This window comes from Collinsella aerofaciens (assembly GCF_028206995.1).
GTDB lineage: Bacteria > Actinomycetota > Coriobacteriia > Coriobacteriales > Coriobacteriaceae > Collinsella > Collinsella aerofaciens_AQ.
Genome location: NZ_JAQLFL010000005.1, coordinates 40,953 through 64,329, shown reverse-complemented (window position 1 = coordinate 64,329; position 23,377 = coordinate 40,953). Strand labels below are relative to the sequence as shown.

Below are 23,377 nucleotides of genomic sequence, written 5' to 3'. Positions count from 1 at the left end.
TGGTAGGTGGCGCGCATTCGGGGAAGAGGACCTTCGTGCGCGAAAAGCTCGGGTTCGCGGCGGACGATTTCGTCGACGCGGCGCAGCTAGCGGAGGGCGGCGTGCCCGCGGCTTTTGCCGGCCGCGTCGCGTACCGTGCTGAGGAACTCGTACGCGCGCTCGACGCTGACCGGGCGCTCGAGCGGCTGATCGGCTTCGACGCAGTGATTCTGTCCTTGGTCGGCTCGGGGGTCGTCCCCATGCGTGCGGAAGACGCCCAATGGCGCGAGCGCGCGGGGCGCCTGGGATGCGCGCTCGCTACGCGCGCCGACGTCGTCGTGCGCATGACGTGCGGGATTCCCCAGGTCATCAAAGGAAACCTTGCCGATGCACCTCGAGGGACGCAGGGCGCGGGCGCGCCTTTGGAAGTCGTCTTTGTGCGCCATGGTGCCACGGCGGGCACGGAAGACCATCGCTACAGCGGGGCGGGCACCGACGAGCCCCTGTCGAGCGCGGGCGAGCGCGCTTTGCGCGATCTCGCGTGCGATCGTGACGTGTTCCGTGTTATCACGAGCGGCATGGCCCGCACCGACCAGACGGCGCGCATCCTCTTCCCGAACGCGGAGCTTATGGCGTGCCCCGGTCTGCGCGAGATGGATTTCGGTGACTTCGAGGGGCGAAGCGCCGCCGAGCTTAAAGAGGATGTGCGCTACCACGCCTGGGTAGACTCCTGGTGCGAGACGCGCTGCCCGCATGGCGAGGGCAAGAGCGATTTCACCCGCCGCGTCGTCGCGGCGTTTCGGGAGGCGTGCGAATCGGAGCGCGCCCAGGGGAGTGGGCGCGCCGTCTTCGTCGTTCACGCGGGTACCGTGAAAGCGCTACTCTCCGAGCTAGCTGTCCCGAAAATGGGATATTTCGACGTGCATACCGAGCCGGGCGGCGCATGGGCCGCCACCTGGGATGGGCGCTGCCTTCGCGACGTTCGCCCCGCTTCGGGGGGCGATGCCCGGTGATGACGATTCTTGCCGTCGCCGCCGGGTTCGCGGCCGACCTTGCCTTCGGCGACCCGCGCTGGCTTCCCCATCCCGTCGTCGCCATGGGGCGCGCGATCACGTGGGCCGAAGGCCGCCTTCGAGGCGCATTCCCGCAAACGTCCGCGGGCACGCGTGCCGCAGGGCTTGTGCTCGCCGTGGCGCTTCCGCTTGCGTGTGGGCTTTTGACCTGGGGTATCCTACATCTTTGCGGCATGGTTCACTCCGGCTTGCGCTTCGTGGCCGAGGCATGGGCGAGCTATCAGGTTCTCGCGACATGCGAGCTGCGCCGCCAGAGCCTGGCCGTGGCCCACGCGTTCTCGAAGGGCGGCCTTGTCGCGGCGCGCGAAGCCGTCGGGCTCATCGTGGGACGCGACACGTCTGTTCTCGACGAGCAGGGCGTCGCGCGCGCCGCCGTGGAAACGGTGGCGGAGAACGCGAGCGACGGCGTCATCGCGCCACTTTTCTACCTTATGATCGGGGGTGCGCCCTTGGGCATGGCGTACAAGGCGGTGAACACGCTCGACAGCATGGTGGGCTACAAAAACGAGCGCTACATCGACTTCGGTCGCGCCTCGGCGCGCCTCGACGATGCGGTGAACTGGATTCCCTCGCGCTTATCGGCCCTGTTCATGATCGCCGTGTGCCCGATCGTCGGGCTCGACGCGCGCGGGGCGGCGCGCATCTGGCGCCGCGACAGGCGTCGCCATGCGAGCCCCAACTCGGCGCAGACCGAGTCAGCGTGTGCGGGCGCGCTCGGGCTGCGCCTGGCAGGACCCGCGGTGTATTTCGGCAAGCTCGTTGAGAAACCGACGATAGGCGACGCGTCCCGCGAAATCGAGTGGGGCGACATCGCCCGGGCGACAAGGCTCATGCTCGCCGCGTCCGTATGCGCGCTCGTCGTCTTCGGCGCCGCGCGCGCGGCGGTCGTGCTCGCCTTGGGGGCGATGGCATGAGGGAAGACCACGCCGCGCTCCGGGCTGCCGGGGGAATCCTGCGCGCCCGTACGCATGGGGGCAGCGCGCAATCGCTCGGCATCGGTTGCGAAGGGGGCGCCTCCGATCTCATCGACTTCTCGGTGAACGTGAATCCGGCAGGCCCCTCGCCGCGCGCCGTCGCCGCAGCTTGCAAGTCGCTTTCTCGAATCGACGCCTACCCCGATAGGGAAAGTCTTGCCCTCGTTCGCGCCCTAGCGCGCGCCCAGGGCATTCCCGAAGATACTATCGTCTGCGGCGCGGGCGCGTCCGATATCATCTGGCGGCTCGCCGCGGCGGTGCGCCCGAAACGCCTCGTCGTGTGCGCGCCGACGTTCTCTGAATATGCGGAGGCGGCATCGTACTACGGCGCATGCGTGCAGGAGTTCCCGCTCTCCGAAGCGGACGACTTCGACGTGCCCGCCTCCTTCGCCCACGCGATCGAGGGGCCGGGAGACGTGGCGTACCTCTGCAATCCGAACAACCCGACGGGGCGCCTCGTCGACCCCCGCGTGATCGATGCCGCGGCTTGCCGCTGCGAGCAGGCGGGCGCGCTGCTCGTCGTGGATGAGTGCTTCCTCGGATTCGCGCCCGACGCCCGCGAAAGGAGCGTGGCCGCACGCGCCGCGTGTTCGCGCCATGTGGCCGTGCTCTCCGCGTTCACCAAGCTCTACGGAATGGCGGGGTTGCGGTTGGGATATCTGATCAGTGGAAACGCCCAACTCATCGAGGGGATTCGCCGGGCGGGGCAGGCGTGGCCCGTCTCCTCGGTCGCCGAGGCCGCGGGCATCGCCGCCCTGGAAGACGTCGAATACGTCTCACGCACGCGCGATGTATTGGCGGGCGAGCGAGCGTGGCTTTCCCACGAGCTCTCCTCGCTCGGGCTTTCCGTCGTGCCGTCGGATGCGAACTTCCTTTTAGTCCGCACGCCGGCGAAAGACTTCCCCGAGCGCCTGTATAAACAGGGGGTTTTGGTCCGCACGTGCGACTCGTTTTCGGTACTGTCCCGTTTCTGGTGCCGCGTCGCGGTGCGCACGCGCAAGGAGAATGCCCGGCTTGCGATGGCGTTCAGCCGCGCGCTTCGGGCGGAAGGCGCATCGGGCGAAGGCGAACCCGACGAACGGGGCTGCGCTTCTTGCAGCGGCGCTATGGCGGGCGCGTATGGCCGAGGCTCGACGAAGGAGGTCGATACCCGTGGGTAGGGCGAAGCCCATCATGATCCAGGGCACCATGTCGAACGCGGGGAAGAGCCTGCTTGCGGCGGGGCTGTGCCGTGTGCTTTCGCAGGACGGCCTGCGCGTGGCTCCCTTCAAGAGCCAGAACATGGCGCTCAACAGCGGTGTCACGGCCGACGGGCTCGAGATGGGGCGCGCCCAGATCATGCAGGCCGAGGCGTGCAGCATCGCGCCCGACGTGCGCATGAACCCCATCCTGCTCAAGCCCGAAAGCGGCCACCGAAGCCAGCTCATCGTGGCCGGCAAGGAGCAGGGAGCCTTCGCTGCGAGGGACTACTTCGCGCGAAAGAAGGCGCTCATGCCGCAGATTTTGGAGGCGTTCGATTCGCTCGCGGAGGAAAACGACGTCATCGTTATCGAGGGCGCCGGCAGCCCCGCCGAAATCAACCTTGCCGAAAACGACATCGTCAACATGGGGCTCGCGCGCGCCGTGTCCTCCCCCGTGCTGCTCGCGGGCGACATCGACCCAGGCGGGGTGTTTGCCCAGCTTTACGGCACGGTCGCGCTCCTTGCGCCCGAGGACCGCGCGCTTTTGCGGGGGCTTGTAGTAAATAAGTTCCGCGGCGATGTAGAAATCCTGCGCCCGGGTTTGGCCCCGCTTGAGAAGATGTGCGGGGCCCCCGTCGTGGGGGTCGTGCCGTATCTTACGCTCGACCTGGACGACGAGGACTCGCTCGCGTCGCGCCTATCTGCCCGCGAGGCGCGCGGCGTCATCGACGTCGCCGTCGTGCGCCTTCCGCATCTGTCGAACTTCACCGACTTCGACCCGCTTTCGCGCGTGCCCGGCGTAGGCGTGCGCTACGTTTCCTCGACGACCGATCTGGGCCGACCCGACCTGGTGGTGCTCCCCGGCTCGAAGACCACGCTCGACGACGCGCGCTGGCTTGCGGCTAGCGGCATCGGAGCCTGTGTACGCGCGCTTTCGGGTGCGGGCACGCCGGTGCTCGGCATATGCGGAGGCTACCAGCTTTTGGGTGACGAGCTTTCCGACCCGCACGGCAGGGAAGGCGCTGGCACCGCGCGCGGGCTCGGGCTCATCCCTGCAAGTACGGTGTTCAGGGAGGAAAAGCGCCTCGCCCAGTCGGAGCTGCGCATCACAGGCGCCCAAGGCGCGTTCTCGGTGTGGAACGGCATGACGGCTCGCGGGTACGAGATCCACGACGGCGAAACGATCGTCTCCTGCGCCCCTGCGGGCACGATTGGCGGCAAACCAGAAGGCGCGGCCTGCGGAAACGTGTTTGGAACCTATCTCCACGGCCTGTTCGACGAACCGGGGGTGGCGCTCGCCCTCGCGCGCTCGCTCGCGCGCATGCGTGGCCTGCCCGAGAGCGTCGTGGGTGCTGCGGGCGCGGCGTCCGCGGCCGATCACCGTGCGCGCGAGTTCGACCGCCTGGCCGACTCCGTGCGCGGGGCGCTCGACATGGAGTATGTCTACCGCATTATCGAGGAGGGCGTATGATCCACGTGTATCATGGCGACGGCAAAGGCAAGACCACGGCGGCGATGGGCCTCGCCCTTCGCATGCTCGCCGCAGGCCGCCGCGTCGTCGTCGTGCAGTTCCTGAAAGACGGCGAAAGCGGGGAGGTGCGCCTGCTCGCCGAGCATTTCGGCGTGCCCGTGTTCGCGGGGAAGGCGTCGGACAAGTTTACCTGGTCCATGACGTCGGAAGAACTTGCCGCGACGCGCGAGCTGCACGATGGGAACCTCGCTTCCGCGCTCGCCGAGCTCGAGGGCGCGCAGGAGGGGCTGCTCGTGCTCGACGAGGCGCTCGACGCGCTTTCGAAGGGGCTTGTCGACGAGGCGCTCGTGGACCGCGCGCTCGATATGTCCGCGCGCGGCGTCGAAGTAGCGCTCACCGGGCGCGCGCCTTCCCGCAAGATCGTGGAGAAGGCCGACTACATAACCGAGATGCGGTGCGAGAAACACCCCTACGCTCAGGGGATAGGTGCAAGGGAAGGAGTGGAGTACTAGATGGATTCCAAGGAGATGGCGCCCGGCGATATCGAGCGGCGCAGCTTTGAGATCATCACCGAAGAGCTCGGCGGCCGCACGTTCCCGCCGCTTGAAGAGCCCGTCGTGAAGCGCGTCATCCACACCACTGCCGACTTCTCGTACGCCGATTCCCTCGTATTCACCCATGACGCCGCGCACTGTGCTCTCGACGCACTGCGCGCAGGGGCCACGGTGCTCACCGACACGAACATGGCGCTCGCAGGCATAAGCAAGCCCGCGCTCGCAAAGCTCGGCTGCAAGGCCGTGTGCTACATGGCCGACCCTAATGTCGCCGCGGCTGCGCGCGCCGCGGGCACGACTCGCGCCGTTGCGAGCATGGACAAAGCTTGCGGCATCGAGGGTCCGCTTATCGTGGCCGTCGGCAACGCTCCCACAGCACTTCTGCGCCTCGCCGAGCTTATGGACGCGGGGAAGATCGCGCCCGCGCTCGTCGTTGGGGTGCCGGTCGGGTTTGTGAACGTGGTCGAGGCGAAAGAGGAGCTACTCGCGCGACGCGTGCCGGCCATCGTCGCGAGGGGTCGCAAGGGCGGCTCGACCGTGGCGGCTGCCATTATGAACGCGCTGCTCTACCAGATCACGCGCCCAGGGGGCCCGAAGTGACGGCGCCCGCATCCGCGCCGGCGCTGCGCATCTTCGCCGGCACCACCGAGGGCCGCCTTCTGTGCGAATGGGCGAGCGGGGCGGGCATCCCCGCCCGTGCCTACGCGGCAACCGATTACGGAGGCGAGCTTTTGGGCGAGCTTCCGGGTATCGAGGTGCATGCGGGCAGGCTCGACGAGGCCGACATGGAGCGCGAGCTTTCCGGCGCGCACATCGTCGTCGACGCCACGCACCCCTACGCTACGCTCGCAAGCGGCAACATCCGGGCCGCTTCGCTCGCCGTGGGTGCACGATGCCTGCGCCTTGCGCGCCCGGCCGAGGCGCTGCCCAAAGGCGTCGTGTCGGTCGCGTCGATCGCCTGCGCGGCGCGCTTTCTCTCCGAGAACCCGGGTCGCGCGCTTCTCGCGACGGGGAGCAAGGAGCTTGCTCCCTACACGCGCGTCGCCGATTTCGCGGAGCGCTTCTTCGTGCGTGTGCTCCCGCTGCCCGGCGCTATAACGAAGTGCATCGACGCGGGGTTTTCGCCGTCGCACGTCATCGGCATGCAGGGGCCCTTCACCCGCGAGCTCAACGAGGCGATGCTTCGGCAGGTGGGCGCCCAGTGGCTTGTGACCAAGGACTCGGGAACCGTAGGCGGCACGGCCGAGAAGCTCGCCTCCGCGCGCGACGTGGGAGCGCGCTGTATCGTGGTCGCCCGTCCCGCCGAGGGAGGCGGGGCCCTTTCGCTTAGGGAAGTGGAAGACGCGCTCTTACGGGAGTTCGCGCGCTAGGCGCTCGCCGCGCATGCGTGCCCTCCCGCCTGCGAGGAGGAGCGCCCCGAGCAAGCTCGACCCGTACAAGCCTGTCATCCGTCAATCGCTCGAGGACGACGCACGGAACTGGCGCAAGCAGCCCTTCAATAAGTTGCGGTGAAATAGCGTCTGTTTTTGCTGCTAAATAGCATATTCAGTCCCTAATTCACCGCAACTTGTTGGTGGTGGCTTACTGGTAGCGTAGGCATTCCACCGGGTCGAGCTTTGCTGCACGGCGAGCGGGGTAGAAGCCAAAGATTACGCCGATGCCGACCGATACGGCAAACGCGATCAACACTGTTGTAATGGAGAAGCTTGGCGTGATCGTCCCGGTAGCTCCAAACTCGCTCATGATGCCCGAGCTTGCGGCAAAGAACGTGAGTCCCCATGCCAGCAGATAGCCAATCAGGACACCCAACAGTCCGCCGGTGACGCACAGCGCCGAGGACTCGGCCAAAAACTGCGCGGTGATATCGCGACGACTTGCGCCCAGGGCACGGCGAATGCCGATCTCACGGATGCGCTCAGTCACGTTGGTGAGCATCATATTCATAATGCCGATACCGCCGACAAGCAGCGAGATGCTGGCGACAGCGCCCATGATGAGCGAGAACGCGCCCATAAAGGAGTTGAGTGCATCGATGGCGCTTTTCATGGAGGTCGCCGATACACTGTCGTACTCATCATCCTCCGCGATGCCCTTCATTGCGCGCACCTTGGACTCGATGGTCTTACAAAGCTCGTCCATGTCTGTGCCCTCGGCGGCAAGAGCCGTCACGCTGGGGAATGAAGGATTTTCGTCGCCAAACAGGCCTGAGATGGTTTCGCGCGGCATATACAGCGTGAGCGAGCCCATGGAGTCGTTGCCGCCATCAATCACACCTACAATCTGCACCTCGCCGTTGGACACCTTGATGGTTTTCCCCAGCGCATCCTGTTCGTTGCCGTAAAGCTGATCGGCGCCGCCGCGGCTGATGAGCGCCACGCGCGAGCCTGATTGGGACTCGGCCTGGGAATAGGTGCGCCCCGCAACGAGCTTGCTGGCCCCCACGGCGTCGAGCATGTCGCTATCGACACCCTGTGCCATGACGGTATAGCTTTTATCGCCGGTCTTATACTCGGTATACGCGCTGTCGACAATGCCGATCTGCTCTATCTGCGGCACCAGTTTTTGAAGCTTCTCGATGTCGGACTCGGTGAGTTCTTGCGACGAATAGATTTGCACCATGCGTGCCGCATTGAGGCCCAGACTGTTGACCAGGCTGTTTTGGATGCCGCCGATGAGCGAAGTCATGGCGATAACCGAGGCGATGCCGATGACAATGCCCAGGATGGTGAGCAGGCTGCGCCCCTTGTTAGCTTCGAGCGAGTGAAGGGCTTCCTGGATGAGATCGCGGGCGCTCATGCCACCACTCCTTTCGGCGGGTTGGCGGAGGCGGAAATCATGGGCAGGCTATCTACAGCGCTGCGTAGGGTCCGCGGTGCATGTGGAATATACGCGCCGTCGTGAATGCGACCGTCGCGGATGGTCACGGCACGGTCGGCCTCGGCGGCGATGCCGGGGTCATGTGTGATAAGCACGATGGTTTTGCCGCGCTCCTGAAGTCTATGGAAGGTCTCCATCACAAGCGCTCCGGTGGCGGAGTCAAGGTTTCCCGTCGGCTCGTCGGCCAGAATGATGGGCGGGTCATTGACGAGGGCGCGTGCGATGGCGACACGCTGCATCTGGCCGCCCGAGAGCTCGGATATGCGGTGGTCCCAGTGGTCGACGGGCAGCGTGACGGCCTGCAGCGCGTGCACGGCGCGCATTTCGCGCTGGCTACGGGGCACATTGGTGTAGGCCAGCGGCAGCATGACGTTTTCGATAACCGACAGGCGCGGCAGCAGGTTGAAGCTCTGAAAGACAAAGCCAATGCTCAGGGCGCGAACTTCGGTGAGCTCGTCATCATCGAGCTCGGCCACGTTGACCCCTTGCAGGTAGTAGTCGCCTGCCGTTGGCTTATCCAGGCAGCCTAGGATGTTCATGAGCGTTGATTTGCCCGAACCCGAGGGGCCAGTGATAGCGACGAATTCGCCGGGATTTACCGCCAGGCTCACGTTGTGCAGGATGTGGGCGCAACCTGCCTCGCTCTCAAAGATGCGGTGCACGTTGCGGATGTCGATAACGGGACGCATTACATGTCCTCATCGGCAGACATGCTGCCCGAATCCGCGCTGTAGCCGCCGTCAGCCGTTGCGTCCGCTCCGGTGTCCATGACGAGGGTGTCACCATCGCGCAGCTTGGTAACCGGCACGTTGGGGTTGATCTCGTTGCCCTGGTCGTCGCGCTTGACCTGTGTCTTGCCGACTACGGTTTCGTTGTCGTTTTGCGTCACGACGGTCACCTTGACGCGGCGGGTTTGCTTGCCCTCGTCATCGGTTGCCACGTTGACGTAATAGTGTTCGCCGTCTTCGGTCATGAGCGCCATCGTCGGCACCATCACCACGTCGTCGAGCTGCTCGGTCACCACCGAGACCTCGGCCGTCATGCCCGGCTTCAGGCGCGCGTCGGGCGCCTCGATGAGGATGTCGACGTTAAAGGTCACGCTGCCGCCGCCGTTGGCGGCGTCGGAGTTTGCCACCGACGCGATAGCCGTGACGGTTCCCTGGCTCACGATATCGGGAAACGCGGGATACGTGACGTTGGCGCTCTGCCCAACGGCGATCTTGGCAATGTCCTTTTCGCCCACCTGCACGGTCACCTTCATCTTGGATAGGTCGGCGATCTGCATGCACTGCTTGCCGCCGCTCGTATCGCTTTCGCCCATGATCATGCCGCCTGTTACCGTTGCGCCCACCTTGGCGTTAAGCTCCACGATGCTACCCGAGCTCGGGGCCGTGACCGTGCGACTGGCGGCCTTGGCGTTCGCCTGGTCTAGGTTTGCCTGGGCCGAAGCGAGGCTGCGCTGCGCGGCCGATACGGCGTTCGTGTCCGCTGATGCGTCAGAGACGCCAGCCGCTGCGGAAGCTCCCTCGACGTCCGTCGTTGGGGTGGCCTGCGCGGCAGCTGCGGCTTTCTGCGCGTTGGCGAGGTCTTCCTGAGCGGCTGCAACTGCACGCTGCGCCTCGGCAACGTTGCGATCGAGCTCGTCGTTTTTAATGGTCATAAGCATGTCGCCCTCGTTGACGGATTGGCCTGCCTGCACGTTGATCGAATCGACCGTGCCGTCGACAGAAGGGGAGACCACTGAGGACGAAATGGGTTTGAGCTGGCCTTTCGCCTCGACCGTTGTGGTAAACGTGCCCTCGGTCACCATGTCGGTCACAGGCCCGCTAGCGCTCTGAGGCTGCGCATTGATAACCAGGGTTGCGACAATGGCAATGAGCGCGATGGCACCTACGACACCGGCAGCAATACCGCGTCGAATCAGCTTTTTGCGTCGGCGCTCGGCACGTTTTGCTTTGAGCTTGGCATATGCCTCTTCATCGGAAATCTCGGCCGTATCGTTCGTGCGTCCGTTCTGCTTATTGGCATGTACGTCTGTAATCAGAGGAATCGTTTCGGTGGCACCTTCGGGCGTGCGCTCGGTATCATCCGGGCCCGGGGTGATCGTGGGGACATTCGGCATAGCGTCTCCTTTATAGAAAGAACCTCGATAATTATATGCGCCCACCGGTTGGGGCGGGCGCATAGGACGGTTTCTTTCGGAACTGTTAGATTGGTCGCAGCGGTTCCACGTTGTAGGAATGCGCGCGTTGCACTACGAGTGGACAACCACGCACAGGCCGACTTTGATGCAGTCGTGAAGTGCCTTGGCGTCTGCCAGGCGCAGGTTGATGCAACCGTGGCTGCCGCACCACTTGTACGACTCGGCATTATCGAAGCTCTTGTCGTTTTGCCAGGTGGCGTCGTGGAAGCCGATCATGTTGCCCTCAAACGGCATCCAGTAGCTCACCGGGCTCTCGTATTTGGGCTTACCGGTCTCGGGGTCCTTGGCTCCGATCAGGGTGCTGCCGCCGTCGTTGCTGTTGATCTGCCACACGCCTTCGGGGGTGGCGTCTTCGCCCGGTTTGCCGGAAATAAAGTTGGCCTCCCAAACGATATTACCGTTCTCGTCGTAGTAGCGCGCGTGCTGCTCGGACAGATCGACATCGATGTATGCCTTCCAGTCGGGCTCTCCCTTTGCGGTAAAGGTGTCGGCCTTCTGGGAGTACTTGATCTCGATCTCGCCGGTCTGCTTGTTGTTAATGGCGTCCTCGACCTGCTTGGCGAGCGAGCTGCTGTCGATGGACCAACCAAAGTCGCCGCCTTCGACGGCGCACTGCTTGCCATCGGCGCGCGTCCACCAGCGAGTGGAGCTAACGGTATTAAAGCCATTGGCGAGCTCGGCTGCCCAGCTGCTGATCTGCGACGTATCGAGCGTGGGGTTGGCCGGATCGGCAAAGCTGATCCACTGCAGCACGGAGCTGCCGTCGACCTTTCCGGCATCCTCGCCGTTGAGCTTGAGGGTCACGTTGACGCCCAAGAAGTTGTTGGCGGCATCGCATGCGGCCTGAATCTGATCATCGGTCAGCGTTCCATTGAGCGGCTCATAGGCATCGTTGCCGAGCTTGGAAAGATCTACGGTCTCGGCCAGCGAGGCGAGCTCGAGCTCGGCATATTTAATGACATGCTCGCGGTTGAGTTTTTCGTTGGAGCGCGCCTTCTCGACGGTAAACTTGCCCGCTTGCTCGTCATAGGAGCTATTGGCCTCGAACGTGCCCGAACGTCCTTCGTTAAACTCGTCGATGGCGGCGCCCAGATCCTTCTCAAACTTCTTTTGGTCAAAGGTATCGGAGAGCATGGACAGGTCGATGTCTTGATCAAGATCGACTTCGTTGGTGGTAGCGGTTGTTTTGGTCTTGCCGCTTAAGGATTCCACAAGGCGGACCGGCCATACAAAGGCTTCGTTGTGGCTGATGATCTCTTTTGCGGCAGCTTCACCGTCGACGATGGGTTCATCGGACTCGGGCTGATAGGACCAGCTAAAGTCATCGCCTGTCACGGTGAGCTTATAGTGCTTCCATGCCGAGTTGACCTTGGTGGCGGCAGACGAAGCGTTGGAGAACGAGACGTCGACGCCGGCAATGGTGGTGTTGGGGTATGCTAGCTGCGAAAACGCTACGATGCCTACGATATAGACAATGACGATTAGACCCAGGACGACAAAGAGCGTCGTCTTTTTGCCCGACTTATTGTTGCCGGCGGACTTGCGCGCGGGGCCGCGATCGCCTCGAGCGTTCGTCGGGGGCTGCTTGGGCGCATTGCCGTTTGCCTGGCGCTGCTGACGTTGTTGACGCTGCTGTCGCTGTTGGTTCGGGCGTTGGGAAGCGTTTGCTGCACTACGCTGCTGACCGTGGCTCGGCGCGATAGGACGCGGCGACTGAACGCCGCCGGTGTGCCTGCTCGGCTGCTGCGGATCGGGAATCAGTTGAGTTCGATCGTTTTGCGACATCGTATGCATATCCTTCGATTTTCGCCTTGCGGTTCATCGTGTTTTTACTGGGCTTGCATTATAGCGATTGCCCTGCTGTTTGTGGTACGGAAACGGTGGCATTCAAAAGAGGTGGGACATTTGTCCCAACTTTGAGTCGTTCTTTGCCGCTATCCGCACACACCGCATTTTGCACAGGCCGAAAGTGCGGCCGGAGCCTGCGCGATGCCGCCCTTTGCCGTCTCGCGCAGCGTGGCCGGCAACGCGTGACCCACCGAGAGCATGACATGTGCCATCTGGTCAAACGGCACCAGGCTCTTAATGCCTGCGAGGGCGAGTTGTGCCGAGCTAAAGGCCGCTGCCACGCCAATGGCGTTGCGGTTTTGGCAGGGCACCTCCACGAGGCCACCGACGGGGTCACAAACGAGGCCCAGCAGGTTACTCAGCGCGATGGAACTGGCGTCGAGCGCCTGCTCGGGCGTGCCGCCGAGCATCTGCACCAGCGCGGCGGCTGCCATGGCAGCGGCGCTTCCCACCTCGGCTTGGCAGCCGCCCTCGGCGCCGGCAACGCAGGCGCTTGTGGTGAGGTTGAGGCCGATGGCGGCTGCGCAGTAGAGCGCGTCCATGACCTGCTCGTCGTCGAGCTGCAGGCGATCGGCGAGCGCCAGCACGCAGCCGGGCACAACACCCGCGGAGCCTGCCGTGGGGGCGGCGACAATCACGCCCATGGTAGCGGAGCGCTCGAGCACGGCCATGGCGCGGGCAACGGCGTCGGTCTGGACGGCGCCCATCAGGCTTGCACTCAAATCGTTGCGGCTGGTGGCATCGACGAGTTTGGCCTCGCCGCCGATAAGACCGCCGAGCGAACGCTGCGGATTGGCGATGGGGGCCGTGGTCTCCTCGCGCATGACGTCGAGCACGCGGCGCATGGCGGCGACGGCGTGGGCCTCGCCGGTCAGACGCGCCTCGCGAACGGCCATGACGGCGCCGATGCTGAGCCCCAGTTCCTCGCACGCATCGAGCAGCTGCTCGCCGTCGTCGAAGATTTCCTTGGCCGAGACGCCGGGGGAGAGCGACGAGGCAGAACCGGGGAGCTCGATAAAGGTCGCGTAATCGACATTGTCGAGCTTGCGGAGCATGGGGACGACGGTGTCGTCGGGCGCACCGTCGGTCTCAAAGACGGAGTAAGCCTGGCCGCCCACTTCGGTGCGGTAGGTGCGGCAGAAGGCGATGTTCACGTGGGCGTAGGCGAGCAGGTTGGTGAGCGCGGCGAGTACACCGGGGACGTCCTTGTGTGCCACGAAGAGCGTGGAGTACATGCCCGAGATGTCGACGCCGACGCCGTTAATGCGGCTAATGCGCATCTTGCCGCCGCCCAGGCTCTCGCCGCGGACCTGTGCCGTGGCGCCCGTGTCGTCGACCATGTCGATATCGACGGTATTGGGGTGGATGGAGGCGTCGTCGCCCTTGATGTCAAAGTGATATTCGAGGCCCTGCTCGCGTGCGAGGTTGAAGGCCTGCTTGATATTCTCGTCATCGGTGTCGAGGCCCAGGATGCCCGCGACGAGCGCACGGTCGGTGCCGTGGCCGCGGTAGGTGTGGGCGAAGGAGTTCCACAGGCCAAAGGTGACCTTGGTAATGCGGCCTTCTAGCAGGCTGGCGGCAACTTGGGCGCAGCGCAGGGCGCCGGCGGTGTGCGACGAGCTGGGGCCGACCATGACGGGGCCCAAGATCTCGAATGCCGAGGTCGTAGCTAGTGTTTGCGGCTTGCCTGCCATGGGTGCTCCTTATCTATCCCGTCGTCCCGAGGGGTGGGGCATACTCTGTCCCGCCGTTCCGAGGGCTTTAGTATTTGGTCGCCTGCTCGGACAGTCCTGCTCGCACGGAGGCCACATTAAGTGGCCTCCGGCTCGTGCGGAACTCGCGATCGACCAAATACTAAAGCCCTCGGAACTTAGGATACATGGTTGGAGTCGCTCTGCTGCGAAATTTATGGGCCTATGACCTATTCCATGTCCCAGGTCGGATCATCTTCACCACCTTTAAATAAAAAAGAAGTACCAGTTGGAGCCGGTACTTCTTTTGGTGCGTTGTTTCTTGGCTGCAGCTTTTGCCGTTGGCTTACAGGCCGCAGGCTGCTTTGAGTTCTTCGACTCGGTCGGTTTTTTCCCAGGTGAAGTCGGCGTCTTCTCGGCCGAAGTGACCGTAGGCTGCAGTCTTTTCGTAGATGGGGCGGCGTAGGTCCAGGTCGCGGATGATTGCGCCCGGGCGCAGGTCGAAGGTCTTCTCTACGGCCTCGACGATCTTGTCCTCGGCAACATGTGCGGTACCGAAAGTGTCGACCATGATTGAGAGGGGCTTGGAAACGCCGATGGCGTAGGCAAGCTCGACTTCGCAGCGGTCGGCTAGGCCGGCGGCGACCACGTTCTTGGCGACCCAGCGCGCGGCATACGCGGCGGATCGGTCGACCTTGGTGCAGTCCTTGCCGCTAAAGGCGCCGCCGCCGTGACGGCCGTAGCCGCCGTAGGTGTCGACGATGATCTTGCGGCCGGTCAGACCCGTGTCGCCCATGGGGCCGCCCACGACAAAGCGACCGGTGGGGTTCACGTAGATGTCCGCGTTATCCCACGGCATGTTCTCAGCGGCCATGACCGGGGTGATGACGTGCTCGATGAGGTCGGCCTTGATCTTGCCCATGTCCTCGATCTCGGCGGCGTGCTGCGTGGAGATGACGATGGTCGTTACCTCGACGGGCTTGCCGTCTTCGTAGCGCACGGTGACCTGGGTCTTGCCGTCGGGACGCAGATAGGCGAGGGTACCGTCGTGACGCACGGCGGCCAGGCGCTCAGCCAGACGGCTTGCCAGGTAGTGCGGCATGGGCATGAGGGTCTTGGTCTCGTTGGAGGCATAACCGAACATCATGCCCTGGTCGCCGGCACCGATCAGGTCGATCGGGTCGGTGGTAGCGCCGGTCTGGGTCTCGAAGGACTCGTCGACGCCCTGGGCGATATCGGGCGACTGCTCGTGGATGAGGCTCATAACGCCGCAGGTGTCGCAGTCAAAACCGAATTTGGCACGGTTGTAGCCAATGCGGCGGATAACGCCGCGGGCGATTTCCTGTACGTCGACGTAGGCCTGGGTCCGAATCTCGCCGGCGACAATGACGGTGCCGGTGGTCACGAGGGTCTCGCAGGCGCAGCGGACGTTCTCCACGTTGGCGGGCGCACCGTTGGGGGCGATGTAGCCCTGCTCCTGGAGCTCTATTTCTTTGGAGAGGATTGCGTCGAGGACGGCGTCGCTGATCTGGTCAGCGATCTTATCTGGATGACCTTCGGTCACCGACTCCGACGTAAAAACAAAGGACCCGTGTTGGGGCGGGATGGAACGAAGTTCTTCTGACATGATTGTCCTTTCAAAAACGTGTCCCGGCGACCGTTACCATTCCGCCGGGCTCTCTATGCAAGGGCACATCATAGCGCGTAAATCAAACATTCACACCCTTTCCGCACCTACTCATTGGGGACAGACTTAAATGATCAGCCTTGCCTAAGTGCCGACAGGTTGCCCAAAGACTGGTCATTTAAGTCTGTCCCCAATGAGTAGGTCGGTGCCCTTTGTGCGGAGGTTGCTTTGATGCTTTATACTGATGCGGTTAGACATCCATCCTGCAATCGAGGAGATTTCCATGGCATCAGACGTTCGCGTCCGCTTTGCACCCTCACCGACGGGCAAGCTGCACATCGGCGGCGCCCGCACCGCTATCTATAACTGGGCTTTCGCCCGCGCAAACGGCGGCACGTTCATCCTGCGCATCGACGACACCGACCCCACCCGCTCCACCGACGAGAACACGCAGATCATCCTGCGCGCCATGCGTTGGCTGGGCCTGGACTGGGACGAGGGTCCCGAGGTGGGCGGCGACTTTGGCCCCTACGCCCAGACCGAGCGCCTGGACCTGTACAAGCAGGCCGCCCAGAAGCTTTGGGACGAGGGCAAGGCCTATCCCTGCTTCTGCACCAAGGAGCAGCTCGACGCCGACCGCAAGGCCGCGCAGGAGCGCAAGGACCCCTTCCAGGGCTATCAGCGCCGTTGCCGCGATCTTGATCCCGAGGAGGCCCGCCGCCGCATCGAGGCCGGCGAGTCCTACGTCCTGCGTATCAAGGTGCCCGAGGACCGCGGCGACGTCGTCATCCACGACGCCGTCCACGGCGAGGTGACCTTCGACGCCAAGGAGCTCGACGACTTTGTCATCTTCCGTTCCGACGGCACGCCCACGTACAACTTCGCGACCGTCGTCGACGACGCCATGATGAAGATCACCCACGTCATCCGCGGCGACGACCACTTGTCCAACACCCCGCGTCAGGTCATGGTCTACGAGGCTCTCGGCGCGCCCGTGCCCACGTTCGCCCACATCTCCATGATCCTGGGCGCCGACGGCAAGAAGCTCTCCAAGCGCCACGGCGCCACCTCGGTGGAGGAGTACCGCGACGCCGGTTACCTGTCCGACGCCTTCGTCAACTACCTGGCTCTGCTCGGCTGGTCGCTCGACGGCGAGACCACGATCATCCCGCGCGATGTCCTGGCCAGCAAGTTCTCGCTCGACCGCATCTCCAAGAACCCCGCGACCTTCGACCCCAAGAAGCTCGATTGGGTCAATGCCGAGTACATCAACGGCATGTCCGATGCTCAGTTTGCCGACGAGATCATGGTCCCAGAGCTGCACGAGGCGGGTCTCATCGAGGGTAATGTCGAGTACGGCGAGGATTGGATCGACGCGCTTGCCGCCATTGTCAAGCCGCGCACCAAGATGCCGGCCGACGCCGTGACCGTCGCCGCTCCCATCTTCGCTACGGTCGAGACGCTCGAGTATGACGAGAAGTCCGTCAACAAGGGCCTGGCCAAGGACGGCATGGGCGCCATTCTTGATGCCGCCAAGGCCGCGCTCGAGGGCGTGGACGAGTGGACGGCCGCCAACATCGATGCCGCGCTTGAGCCGCTCCCCGAGCAGATGGACCTCAAGAAGCGCGTGGTGTTCCAGGCCGTGCGCGTCGCCGTCTGCGGCAACATGGTGAGCCCTCCGCTGGGCGAGACCATGGCGCTCGTCGGTCGTGACGACTGCCTGGCGCGTATCGACCGCGCCCGCACGATGGCGCTGTAACAGTCGCGTAAACGCATGTATCCGAGCCCCGCTCACCACGAGTGGGGCTCTTGTTTCTAAAGACGTATGGGATGGGAGGTACAGAGACCATGGCCGAGCAACTGTCACTGTTTGGTTCGCCGGAACCGGAGGAGACTCCGGCCAAGCCTGAGTTCGCACCTGAACCCGTCGCCGCCTATGCGAGCGTAGTCCTCGACATTCCCACCCGTGCGCTGTCCGAGCCGTTTGCTTACGGCATCCCCGAGTCCCTTGCCAACGAGGCGCAGATTGGATCCACGGTCCTGGTCCACTTTGGCAACCGCGCCGCCGCGGGCTATATCGTCGACACTACGCCTGAGCTGGGCGACCTGCAGGGCAACAACGCCATCGACCCCGCGCGCATTAAAGCTGTCGAGGCTATCCTCAGCAAACCGCTCTTTACCGCAGAGGCCGCCCGCATCGCGCGTTGGATGAGCCGCGAATATGTCGCGACGCTTTCCGAGTGTCTGCGCCTGTTCTTGCCCCCGGGCGGCAGCCCGCGCGTGGTCAAGGGCGATGACGGCGCATGGTCGGTTGAGCGCCCAGCCGTCAAGCCTATCCAAAACCGTTGGGTCATGCTTACGCCCGAGGGCTTCGACTATACGCCTCCCAAAACGGCGGTTCGTCAGCGTCAGCTCATCGAGGCGCTCCAGTGCGGACCGGTCACGACGCGCGACCTCAACCTGCTCTATAACAGCATGTCGGCGACTATCAAGGCGCTCGAAAAGCGCGGCGTCGTGGTGGTGGAGGAGCGCCGTGCGTGGCGTGGCTGCAGCGAGCAAACCACGCTGTCCTCGGCAAGCGGCAAGGCGCCGGTCGCACTCACCAACGGCCAGCAGCAGGCGCTCGCGCAGATTGAGCGCGCCCGTCTGGACGCTCATGGCGACGTGGTGCTCGTTGATGGCGTCACCGGCTCCGGCAAAACCGAGGTTTACCTTTCGGCGATTGAGCGCGTGCTGGCAGCCGGCCGTTCGGCCTGCGTGCTCGTGCCCGAGATCTCGCTGACGGCCCAGACCGTCGGCCGCTTTCGCTCGCGCTTTGGCGAGACGGTTGCCGTGTTCCATTCGCGCCTTTCGGCTGGCGAGCGCCTGGACCAGTGGGATATGGTCGCCAGCGGTGCGGCCCGCGTGGTTGTCGGCGCCCGTTCGGCGCTCTTTTGCCCGCTCAGCGACCTTGGCCTCATCATCATCGACGAGGAGCACGAGACCAGTTACAAGCAGGGCTCCAGTCCGCGCTACCATGCGCGCGAGGTGGCGGCCGAGATGGCGCGCCGCTACCGCTGCCCGCTCGTGTTGGGCTCCGCCACGCCTTCTGCCGAGGCCCTCGACCGCTGCCGCCATGGCACGTATTACGGTGCCACTTGGACGCGCGTTGAGATGCCCGAGCGCCCGGGACACGCCGTGCTGCCTACGGTTCGGATTGCCGACCTGCGCCGTGAGTTTTCTCACGGCAGCCGATCTATGTTCTCAAAACCCTTGATGGAGGGCTTGGAGCGTGTGGTCGAGCGCCGTGAGAAAGCCGTGTTACTGCACAACCGCCGCGGTTTTGCGCCGTTCCTTATGTGCCGCGAATGCGGCTGCGTCCCCACCTGCAACCACTGCTCCACCGCGCTTACGTATCACGAGCGCACGCACACGCTGCAGTGTCATACATGCGGTTCGTCTTGGCGCGTGCAGCCGTATCCCGCGCCCACGAGTCGCTGCCCCAAGTGCGGCAGCCGTTACCTGGCAAAAATGGGTCTGGGCACGCAGCAGATCGAGGACGCACTGCACCAGATGCTGCCCGAGAATGTCGCCATCATTCGCATGGATGCCGATTCCACGCGCGGCAAGGATGCGCACAAAAAACTGCTCGAGCAGTTCGATGCGGCGGATTGTGCCGTGTTGCTGGGCACCCAAATGATCGCAAAGGGTCTCGACTTTCCCGAGGTCACGCTCGTGGGCGTGGTCAATGCCGACTTCGCCCTCAAGCTGCCGGACTTCCGCGCAGGGGAGCGCGCCTACGACCTGCTGGAACAGGTGGCGGGCCGTGCCGGTCGCGGCGATCGCCCCGGCGAGGTGATCATCCAGACCTACCTGCCCGAGGATCCGGTCATTCGCGCCGTCGCTGAGCATGACCGTTCGATCTTTACCGACTACGACCTGGATCAGCGCCGCGACGCGCTGTACCCGCCGTTTGTTCGTCTGGTCAACATCTTGGTGTGGTCGGCGAACCGAGACGACGCGCAGAACTACATCGGACGTATCGCAAAGCTTCTTAAGCGCCGCTGGCATGCCGCCGCGCCCGACTTTTTGCGGGCGGGGAGTGCCGTGCCGCAGGTGCTGGGTCCGGCTTCGTGTGTAATCGAAAGAGCCAAGGACCGTTATCGCTTCCACCTGCTTGTGAAGTCGCCCGTGGGGTACCATGTCTCTGATGATATCGACGCCTGCCTCAAAGAGGTGGGCTCTGTGCGCGGCGTGAGCGTGAGCGTTGACGTCGATGCCTATGATTTGATGTAACAACCCGAAAGGATGGCCATGGAAGCCAACGGAATCGTACTGTCGCCCGACCCTCGTCTGCGCCAGGAGTGCGCCGTCATCGAGGAGATCACCCCGGCGATCGAGGCGCTTGCCGAGAAGATGAAGAAGATGATGTTCGAGAACGGCGGCTGCGGCTTGGCTGCCCCACAGATCGGCGAGCTCATTCAGCTCGTCACCATCGACTGCGACTACAGCGACAAGAACGACTACGACCCGTACGTGCTTATCAATCCCGTCATTGTTGAGCAGAGTGACCATCTGGTGCCCTTTAGCGAGGGCTGCCTTTCCATTCCTGGCATCAGCTGCGAGATCGAGCGCCCTGACCACGTTGTCGTCGAGGCATACGATCTGGATGCCAACCTGATTCGCTACGAGGCCTCGGGCGACCTGTTCTGCGTGTGCCTGCAGCACGAGATCGATCACCTGCACGGCAATACCATGTTCGAGCGATTGAAGCCGATGCAGAGGCTCAAGGCCGTCAAGGAGTACCAGGACGCCCTGGCGCGCGGCGCTCGACCGGGCGAGACCGAATAGGTTAATTGTCCGTCCCTGGGATGGGGCCCACACATATCATCCCGTGCTCAAACATTCTCGCTGCGCTGCGAAACTGCGCGCGGGACGATATGTGTGGGCCCCATCCCAGGGACTGCGTTGTTGCTCTTCGTTTCGCCCGGGTGCCGTCGGGCCAGGGAAGGGCGTCTTTGCTGATAGGTGCTTTGCTGAAAGAGCTGCTTTTATTGCGGCTCTTTCTTTGGTTTTGGGTATATTTGTTCTTGTTGAATTGTTATTGCGGATGGGCTGGGTACTTGGCTTTCCGCCGTTATTTGTAGCTATCTCGGCTTTGGTTGAGAGGAGACTAACTTTTATGCGTATTGTGTTTATGGGTACGCCTGATTTTGCTGTGCCTTCGTTGACTTCGCTTGTTGCGGCTGGGAATGAGATTGCGCTTGTTGTTACTCGTCCTGATGCTGTTCGTGGGCGTGGTAAGAAGCTTGAGCCTTCTCCTGTTAAGGCCAAGGCGCTTGAGCTGGGGTTGCCGGTTGTTGAGGCTGATCGTATGACGGCCGAGGTTGTTGAGGCGCTCCAGGCTGCCCAGGCTGACATTTTCTGCGTGGCTGCCTATGGTTGTATTTTGCCCGATGAGGTGCTACATATGGCGCCGCTTGGCATTGTGAATGTTCATGCGTCCTTACTGCCTCGTTGGCGTGGGGCTGCTCCTATTCAGCGTGCCATTCTTGCTGGTGATGAGGTTGCTGGCGTTTCCATTATGCGCATTGGACATGGCGTGGATACTGGTGCTTATTGTGCTCAAGCTTCCACGTCGGTTGCCGGTAAGCATGCTGAGGCGCTGACCATGGAGCTTGGTGAGCTTGGCGGCAAACTGTTGACTGATACGCTTCCCTCGCTTGCCGATGGCTCGGCTGTTTGGACTGAGCAGGATGAGTCGCTCGTCACACATGCTGCCAAGATTTCTAAGCAGGAGATGCGCCTGGATCCGCAAATGGCGGCACTTGATTGCGTGCGTCATGTGCTTGCTTCGTCCGATACCGCGCCTGCTCGTTGCGTGATTGCCGGCAAGACCGTGCGCGTACTCGATGCTGCGCTGGCCGATATTTCGCTTGGCGAGGGCGGCGTTGACGTTAAGAATAAGCGTGTTTTCCTTGGCCTTTCCGATGGTGCGGTTGAACTGCTCGAGGTTAAGCCCGATGGCAAGCGTGGTATGGCCGCTTCTGCTTGGGCTGCTGGGCTGCAAGGCGCCGATCTTTCGTGGGGTGTTCTGTCATGAGCAAGCTGTCTCCCGCGCGCAAGCTTGCGCTCGATGTGCTCATGGAGGCCGATCGCCGCGGCATGTATGCGCGTGACGTGCTGTCCTCTCGCGCATCCGCCAAGGCTATTGACCAGCGCGATTCCGCTTTTGCCGCTCGCTTGGCGCTGGGTGTCGCCGCCACGCAGGGTATTTTGGACGAGCTTCTCGATCAGTTTCTCGATAAGCCTAAAAAGGTTGCGCCGCGTGTTCGCATGGCGCTTCGTATCTCGGCCTTCGAGATGCTCTACCTTCATACCCCAGGCCGCGTTGCGGTGAGTCAGGGTGTTGAGCTGGTTCGCTGCGGCGCTAAGTCCGCCGCTGGCTTGGCCAATGCTGTACTGCATAAGGTTGCTGACAATGTTGATGACTTTGCTACTGCGTCCGATGTGGATGAGTCTAAGCGGCGCTTGGTTCGTCTGTCGCGCCTGATGGGTCTGCCGCGCTGGTTGTGCGCTCGTATTATGGCGTCGTTTGACACGCCAGAGGGTGCGCTTAACTTTGCCGGTAATCTGGCCCCCGCGCCGCTGGCCCTGCATGAGAATGCCTTTGCGACCAAGCCCGATCCGTATATCTCGCAGCTCGTCGCGCCTGTCTTCCCAGGCTGCCATGCCCCGGTTGATGCCCAGGTTACGGTTGCGTCGGGTGTGTTTGAGCGTGCTGCCGCGGTGGCCTCGGACCTTAACGCGCAGCTTATCGCCACAGCTGCCACGCGCCCTGGTAGCTGTCTTGAGATTGGTGCCGGTCGTGGCACCAAGACCTATGTGATGATGTGTCAGGCCAAGCGTGCGGGGTATGAGCGTCAGCATACGGCGCTCGATTTGCATGATCGCAAGTGTGACCTGAATCTTGCTCGCCTGCATAAGGCGGGTATTCAGGGCGTTCGCACGGTTTCGGGCGATGCATGCGAGCTTGATGAGGTGCTCACATCGTTTGATGCCATGCTTGGCGAGCCGGTTAAATTCGACACGGTCTTTATCGATGCGCCGTGCTCGGGCACCGGAACCATGCGTCGTCATCCCGAGATCCCGTGGCGTCTGACCGAAAAGGATGTGACGGTTGAGCTGCCCAAACTGCAGCTGTCGATGCTCAAGGAAGCCGCCGCGCGCGTGGCTGCCGGCGGCGAGCTCATCTATGCGACGTGCTCGGTCTTCGACGAGGAGAACACGCAGGTGGTGGATGCTTTCCTTGCTTCTCCTGAGGGCGCCGGCTTTAGCGTGGCACCGCTTTCCGAGGCACAGATTCTGCAACTCCCTGAGTTCGATCAGGCCAAGAAGCTCGTTTCCGTACGCCAGAACGATCGGGGCCTCTTCCAAAGCGTGCCGGTAAACGCCGATTCCTACGACGGTCACTTCTGCGCCAGACTGGTCCACAAGTAACTACTAAGTTGCGGTGAAATAGGGATTGAATAGCGGCTTCAGCCCACCAAACAGTCCTTATCTCACCGCAACTCATAGAGCCACCTATAGCGCAAAGAATCAGCCCCGCGATCGATGTCGGTCGCGGGGCTGTTTGGTTTCTAGTGGCTGTGCGGGCAGTTGGCGCAGCAGCCGCTCGTGGCGCTGGTGCTGGAGCCGCCGCTTCGCTGGTCGGTGTTGTAGAAACCGCTGCCCTCAAATTTTATGCCGCTGGCTGAGAACGTCTTGGCCGCCGGGGCACCGCAGCTGGGGCACACGACCTCGGGGGTCTCGGACATGGGATGCTCAACCTCAAACACGTTGCCGCAGCTCGAGCACTTGTAATCGTAGCGTGCCATATTACTTCCTTTTCAGCACAAAGCGGGCAGATCGCTCTGCCCG

19 protein-coding genes are annotated in these 23,377 nt (G+C 63.2%); 12 read left to right on the top strand and 7 right to left on the bottom strand.

Annotated features, from left to right (window positions below; all coding sequences use genetic code 11):
* The first annotated feature begins 35 nt into the window (after positions 1-35).
* Genes PMX60_RS05060 through cobK form a run of 7 tightly spaced genes read left to right on the top strand, consistent with a single transcriptional unit; the run spans position 36 to position 6,602 of the window.
* A complete protein-coding gene (locus tag PMX60_RS05060) occupies positions 36-992 on the top strand; it encodes a histidine phosphatase family protein (RefSeq protein ID WP_271747122.1) in 957 nt (318 codons plus the stop codon).
* On the top strand, positions 992-1,966 hold the full coding sequence (cbiB, locus tag PMX60_RS05055; RefSeq protein ID WP_161161406.1) for an adenosylcobinamide-phosphate synthase CbiB: 975 nt from the start codon (positions 992-994) through the stop codon (positions 1,964-1,966). The genes PMX60_RS05060 and cbiB overlap by 1 nt, the downstream gene beginning before the upstream one ends.
* Positions 1,963-3,186, top strand: a complete 1,224-nt coding sequence (locus PMX60_RS05050; protein ID WP_271747121.1) for a pyridoxal phosphate-dependent aminotransferase — start codon at positions 1,963-1,965, stop codon at positions 3,184-3,186. Before cbiB ends, PMX60_RS05050 begins: the two co-directional genes overlap by 4 nt.
* Positions 3,179-4,678, top strand: coding sequence for a cobyric acid synthase (locus tag PMX60_RS05045; RefSeq protein WP_271747120.1), 1,500 nt, complete (start codon positions 3,179-3,181; stop codon positions 4,676-4,678). The genes PMX60_RS05050 and PMX60_RS05045 overlap by 8 nt, the downstream gene beginning before the upstream one ends.
* Positions 4,675-5,190 (top strand): cob(I)yrinic acid a,c-diamide adenosyltransferase, encoded by a 516-nt coding sequence (locus PMX60_RS05040; protein ID WP_161145595.1) that lies wholly within the window; start codon positions 4,675-4,677, stop codon positions 5,188-5,190. Before PMX60_RS05045 ends, PMX60_RS05040 begins: the two co-directional genes overlap by 4 nt.
* Entirely contained in the window at positions 5,191-5,832 is a 642-nt protein-coding gene (locus PMX60_RS05035) for a precorrin-8X methylmutase (RefSeq protein WP_161115670.1), read from the top strand.
* Positions 5,829-6,602 (top strand): precorrin-6A reductase, encoded by a 774-nt coding sequence (cobK, locus tag PMX60_RS05030; protein ID WP_271747119.1) that lies wholly within the window; start codon positions 5,829-5,831, stop codon positions 6,600-6,602. The genes PMX60_RS05035 and cobK overlap by 4 nt, the downstream gene beginning before the upstream one ends.
* Positions 6,603-6,813: 211 nt before the next feature.
* Here the strand turns inward: cobK and PMX60_RS05025 are convergent, their stop codons facing one another.
* The 6 genes from PMX60_RS05025 to metK all read right to left on the bottom strand — a co-directional run bounded on the left by PMX60_RS05025 (position 6,814) and on the right by metK (position 15,478).
* Complete coding sequence (locus tag PMX60_RS05025) at positions 6,814-8,028, bottom strand: ABC transporter permease (RefSeq protein ID WP_035138239.1); 1,215 nt, start codon at positions 8,026-8,028, stop codon at positions 6,814-6,816.
* Positions 8,025-8,798, bottom strand: a complete 774-nt coding sequence (locus tag PMX60_RS05020; protein WP_271747118.1) for an ABC transporter ATP-binding protein — start codon at positions 8,796-8,798, stop codon at positions 8,025-8,027. The genes PMX60_RS05025 and PMX60_RS05020 overlap by 4 nt, the downstream gene beginning before the upstream one ends.
* Complete coding sequence (locus PMX60_RS05015; protein ID WP_271747117.1) at positions 8,798-10,231, bottom strand: efflux RND transporter periplasmic adaptor subunit; 1,434 nt, start codon at positions 10,229-10,231, stop codon at positions 8,798-8,800. Before PMX60_RS05015 ends, PMX60_RS05020 begins: the two co-directional genes overlap by 1 nt.
* A gap of 132 nt (positions 10,232-10,363) precedes the next feature.
* A complete protein-coding gene (locus PMX60_RS05010; RefSeq protein WP_271747116.1) occupies positions 10,364-12,097 on the bottom strand; it encodes a L,D-transpeptidase in 1,734 nt (577 codons plus the stop codon).
* A gap of 149 nt (positions 12,098-12,246) precedes the next feature.
* Entirely contained in the window at positions 12,247-13,854 is a 1,608-nt protein-coding gene (sdaAA, locus tag PMX60_RS05005) for an L-serine ammonia-lyase, iron-sulfur-dependent, subunit alpha (RefSeq protein ID WP_271747115.1), read from the bottom strand.
* A gap of 343 nt (positions 13,855-14,197) precedes the next feature.
* Entirely contained in the window at positions 14,198-15,478 is a 1,281-nt protein-coding gene (gene metK / locus PMX60_RS05000; protein ID WP_271747114.1) for a methionine adenosyltransferase, read from the bottom strand.
* Positions 15,479-15,761: 283 nt separating this feature from the next.
* Here metK and gltX point away from each other — a divergent pair, with 283 nt between their 5' ends.
* From gltX to PMX60_RS04975, 5 genes are all read left to right on the top strand, one after another.
* The gene (gene gltX / locus PMX60_RS04995) at positions 15,762-17,237 is read left to right on the top strand and encodes a glutamate--tRNA ligase (protein ID WP_271747113.1); all 1,476 of its coding nucleotides are present in this window, start codon (positions 15,762-15,764) and stop codon (positions 17,235-17,237) included.
* Between the two features lie 71 nt (positions 17,238-17,308).
* Positions 17,309-19,753 carry a replication restart helicase PriA gene (gene priA / locus PMX60_RS04990; protein ID WP_271747112.1) on the top strand — a complete coding sequence of 815 codons (2,445 nt, stop codon included), beginning with the start codon at positions 17,309-17,311 and terminating at the stop codon, positions 19,751-19,753.
* An 18-nt stretch (positions 19,754-19,771) separates the two neighbouring features.
* Positions 19,772-20,308 carry a peptide deformylase gene (def, locus tag PMX60_RS04985; protein ID WP_118384748.1) on the top strand — a complete coding sequence of 179 codons (537 nt, stop codon included), beginning with the start codon at positions 19,772-19,774 and terminating at the stop codon, positions 20,306-20,308.
* 331 nt (positions 20,309-20,639) lie between these two features.
* The gene (gene fmt, locus PMX60_RS04980; protein ID WP_271747110.1) at positions 20,640-21,560 is read left to right on the top strand and encodes a methionyl-tRNA formyltransferase; all 921 of its coding nucleotides are present in this window, start codon (positions 20,640-20,642) and stop codon (positions 21,558-21,560) included.
* Positions 21,557-22,957, top strand: a complete 1,401-nt coding sequence (locus PMX60_RS04975) for an RsmB/NOP family class I SAM-dependent RNA methyltransferase (RefSeq protein WP_271747108.1) — start codon at positions 21,557-21,559, stop codon at positions 22,955-22,957. Before fmt ends, PMX60_RS04975 begins: the two co-directional genes overlap by 4 nt.
* A gap of 140 nt (positions 22,958-23,097) precedes the next feature.
* Here PMX60_RS04975 and PMX60_RS04970 read toward each other — a convergent pair whose 3' ends face one another.
* Positions 23,098-23,334: an FmdB family zinc ribbon protein gene (locus PMX60_RS04970; protein WP_055310612.1), complete on the bottom strand. Its 237-nt coding sequence runs from the start codon at positions 23,332-23,334 to the stop codon at positions 23,098-23,100.
* Positions 23,335-23,377 lie beyond the last annotated feature (43 nt).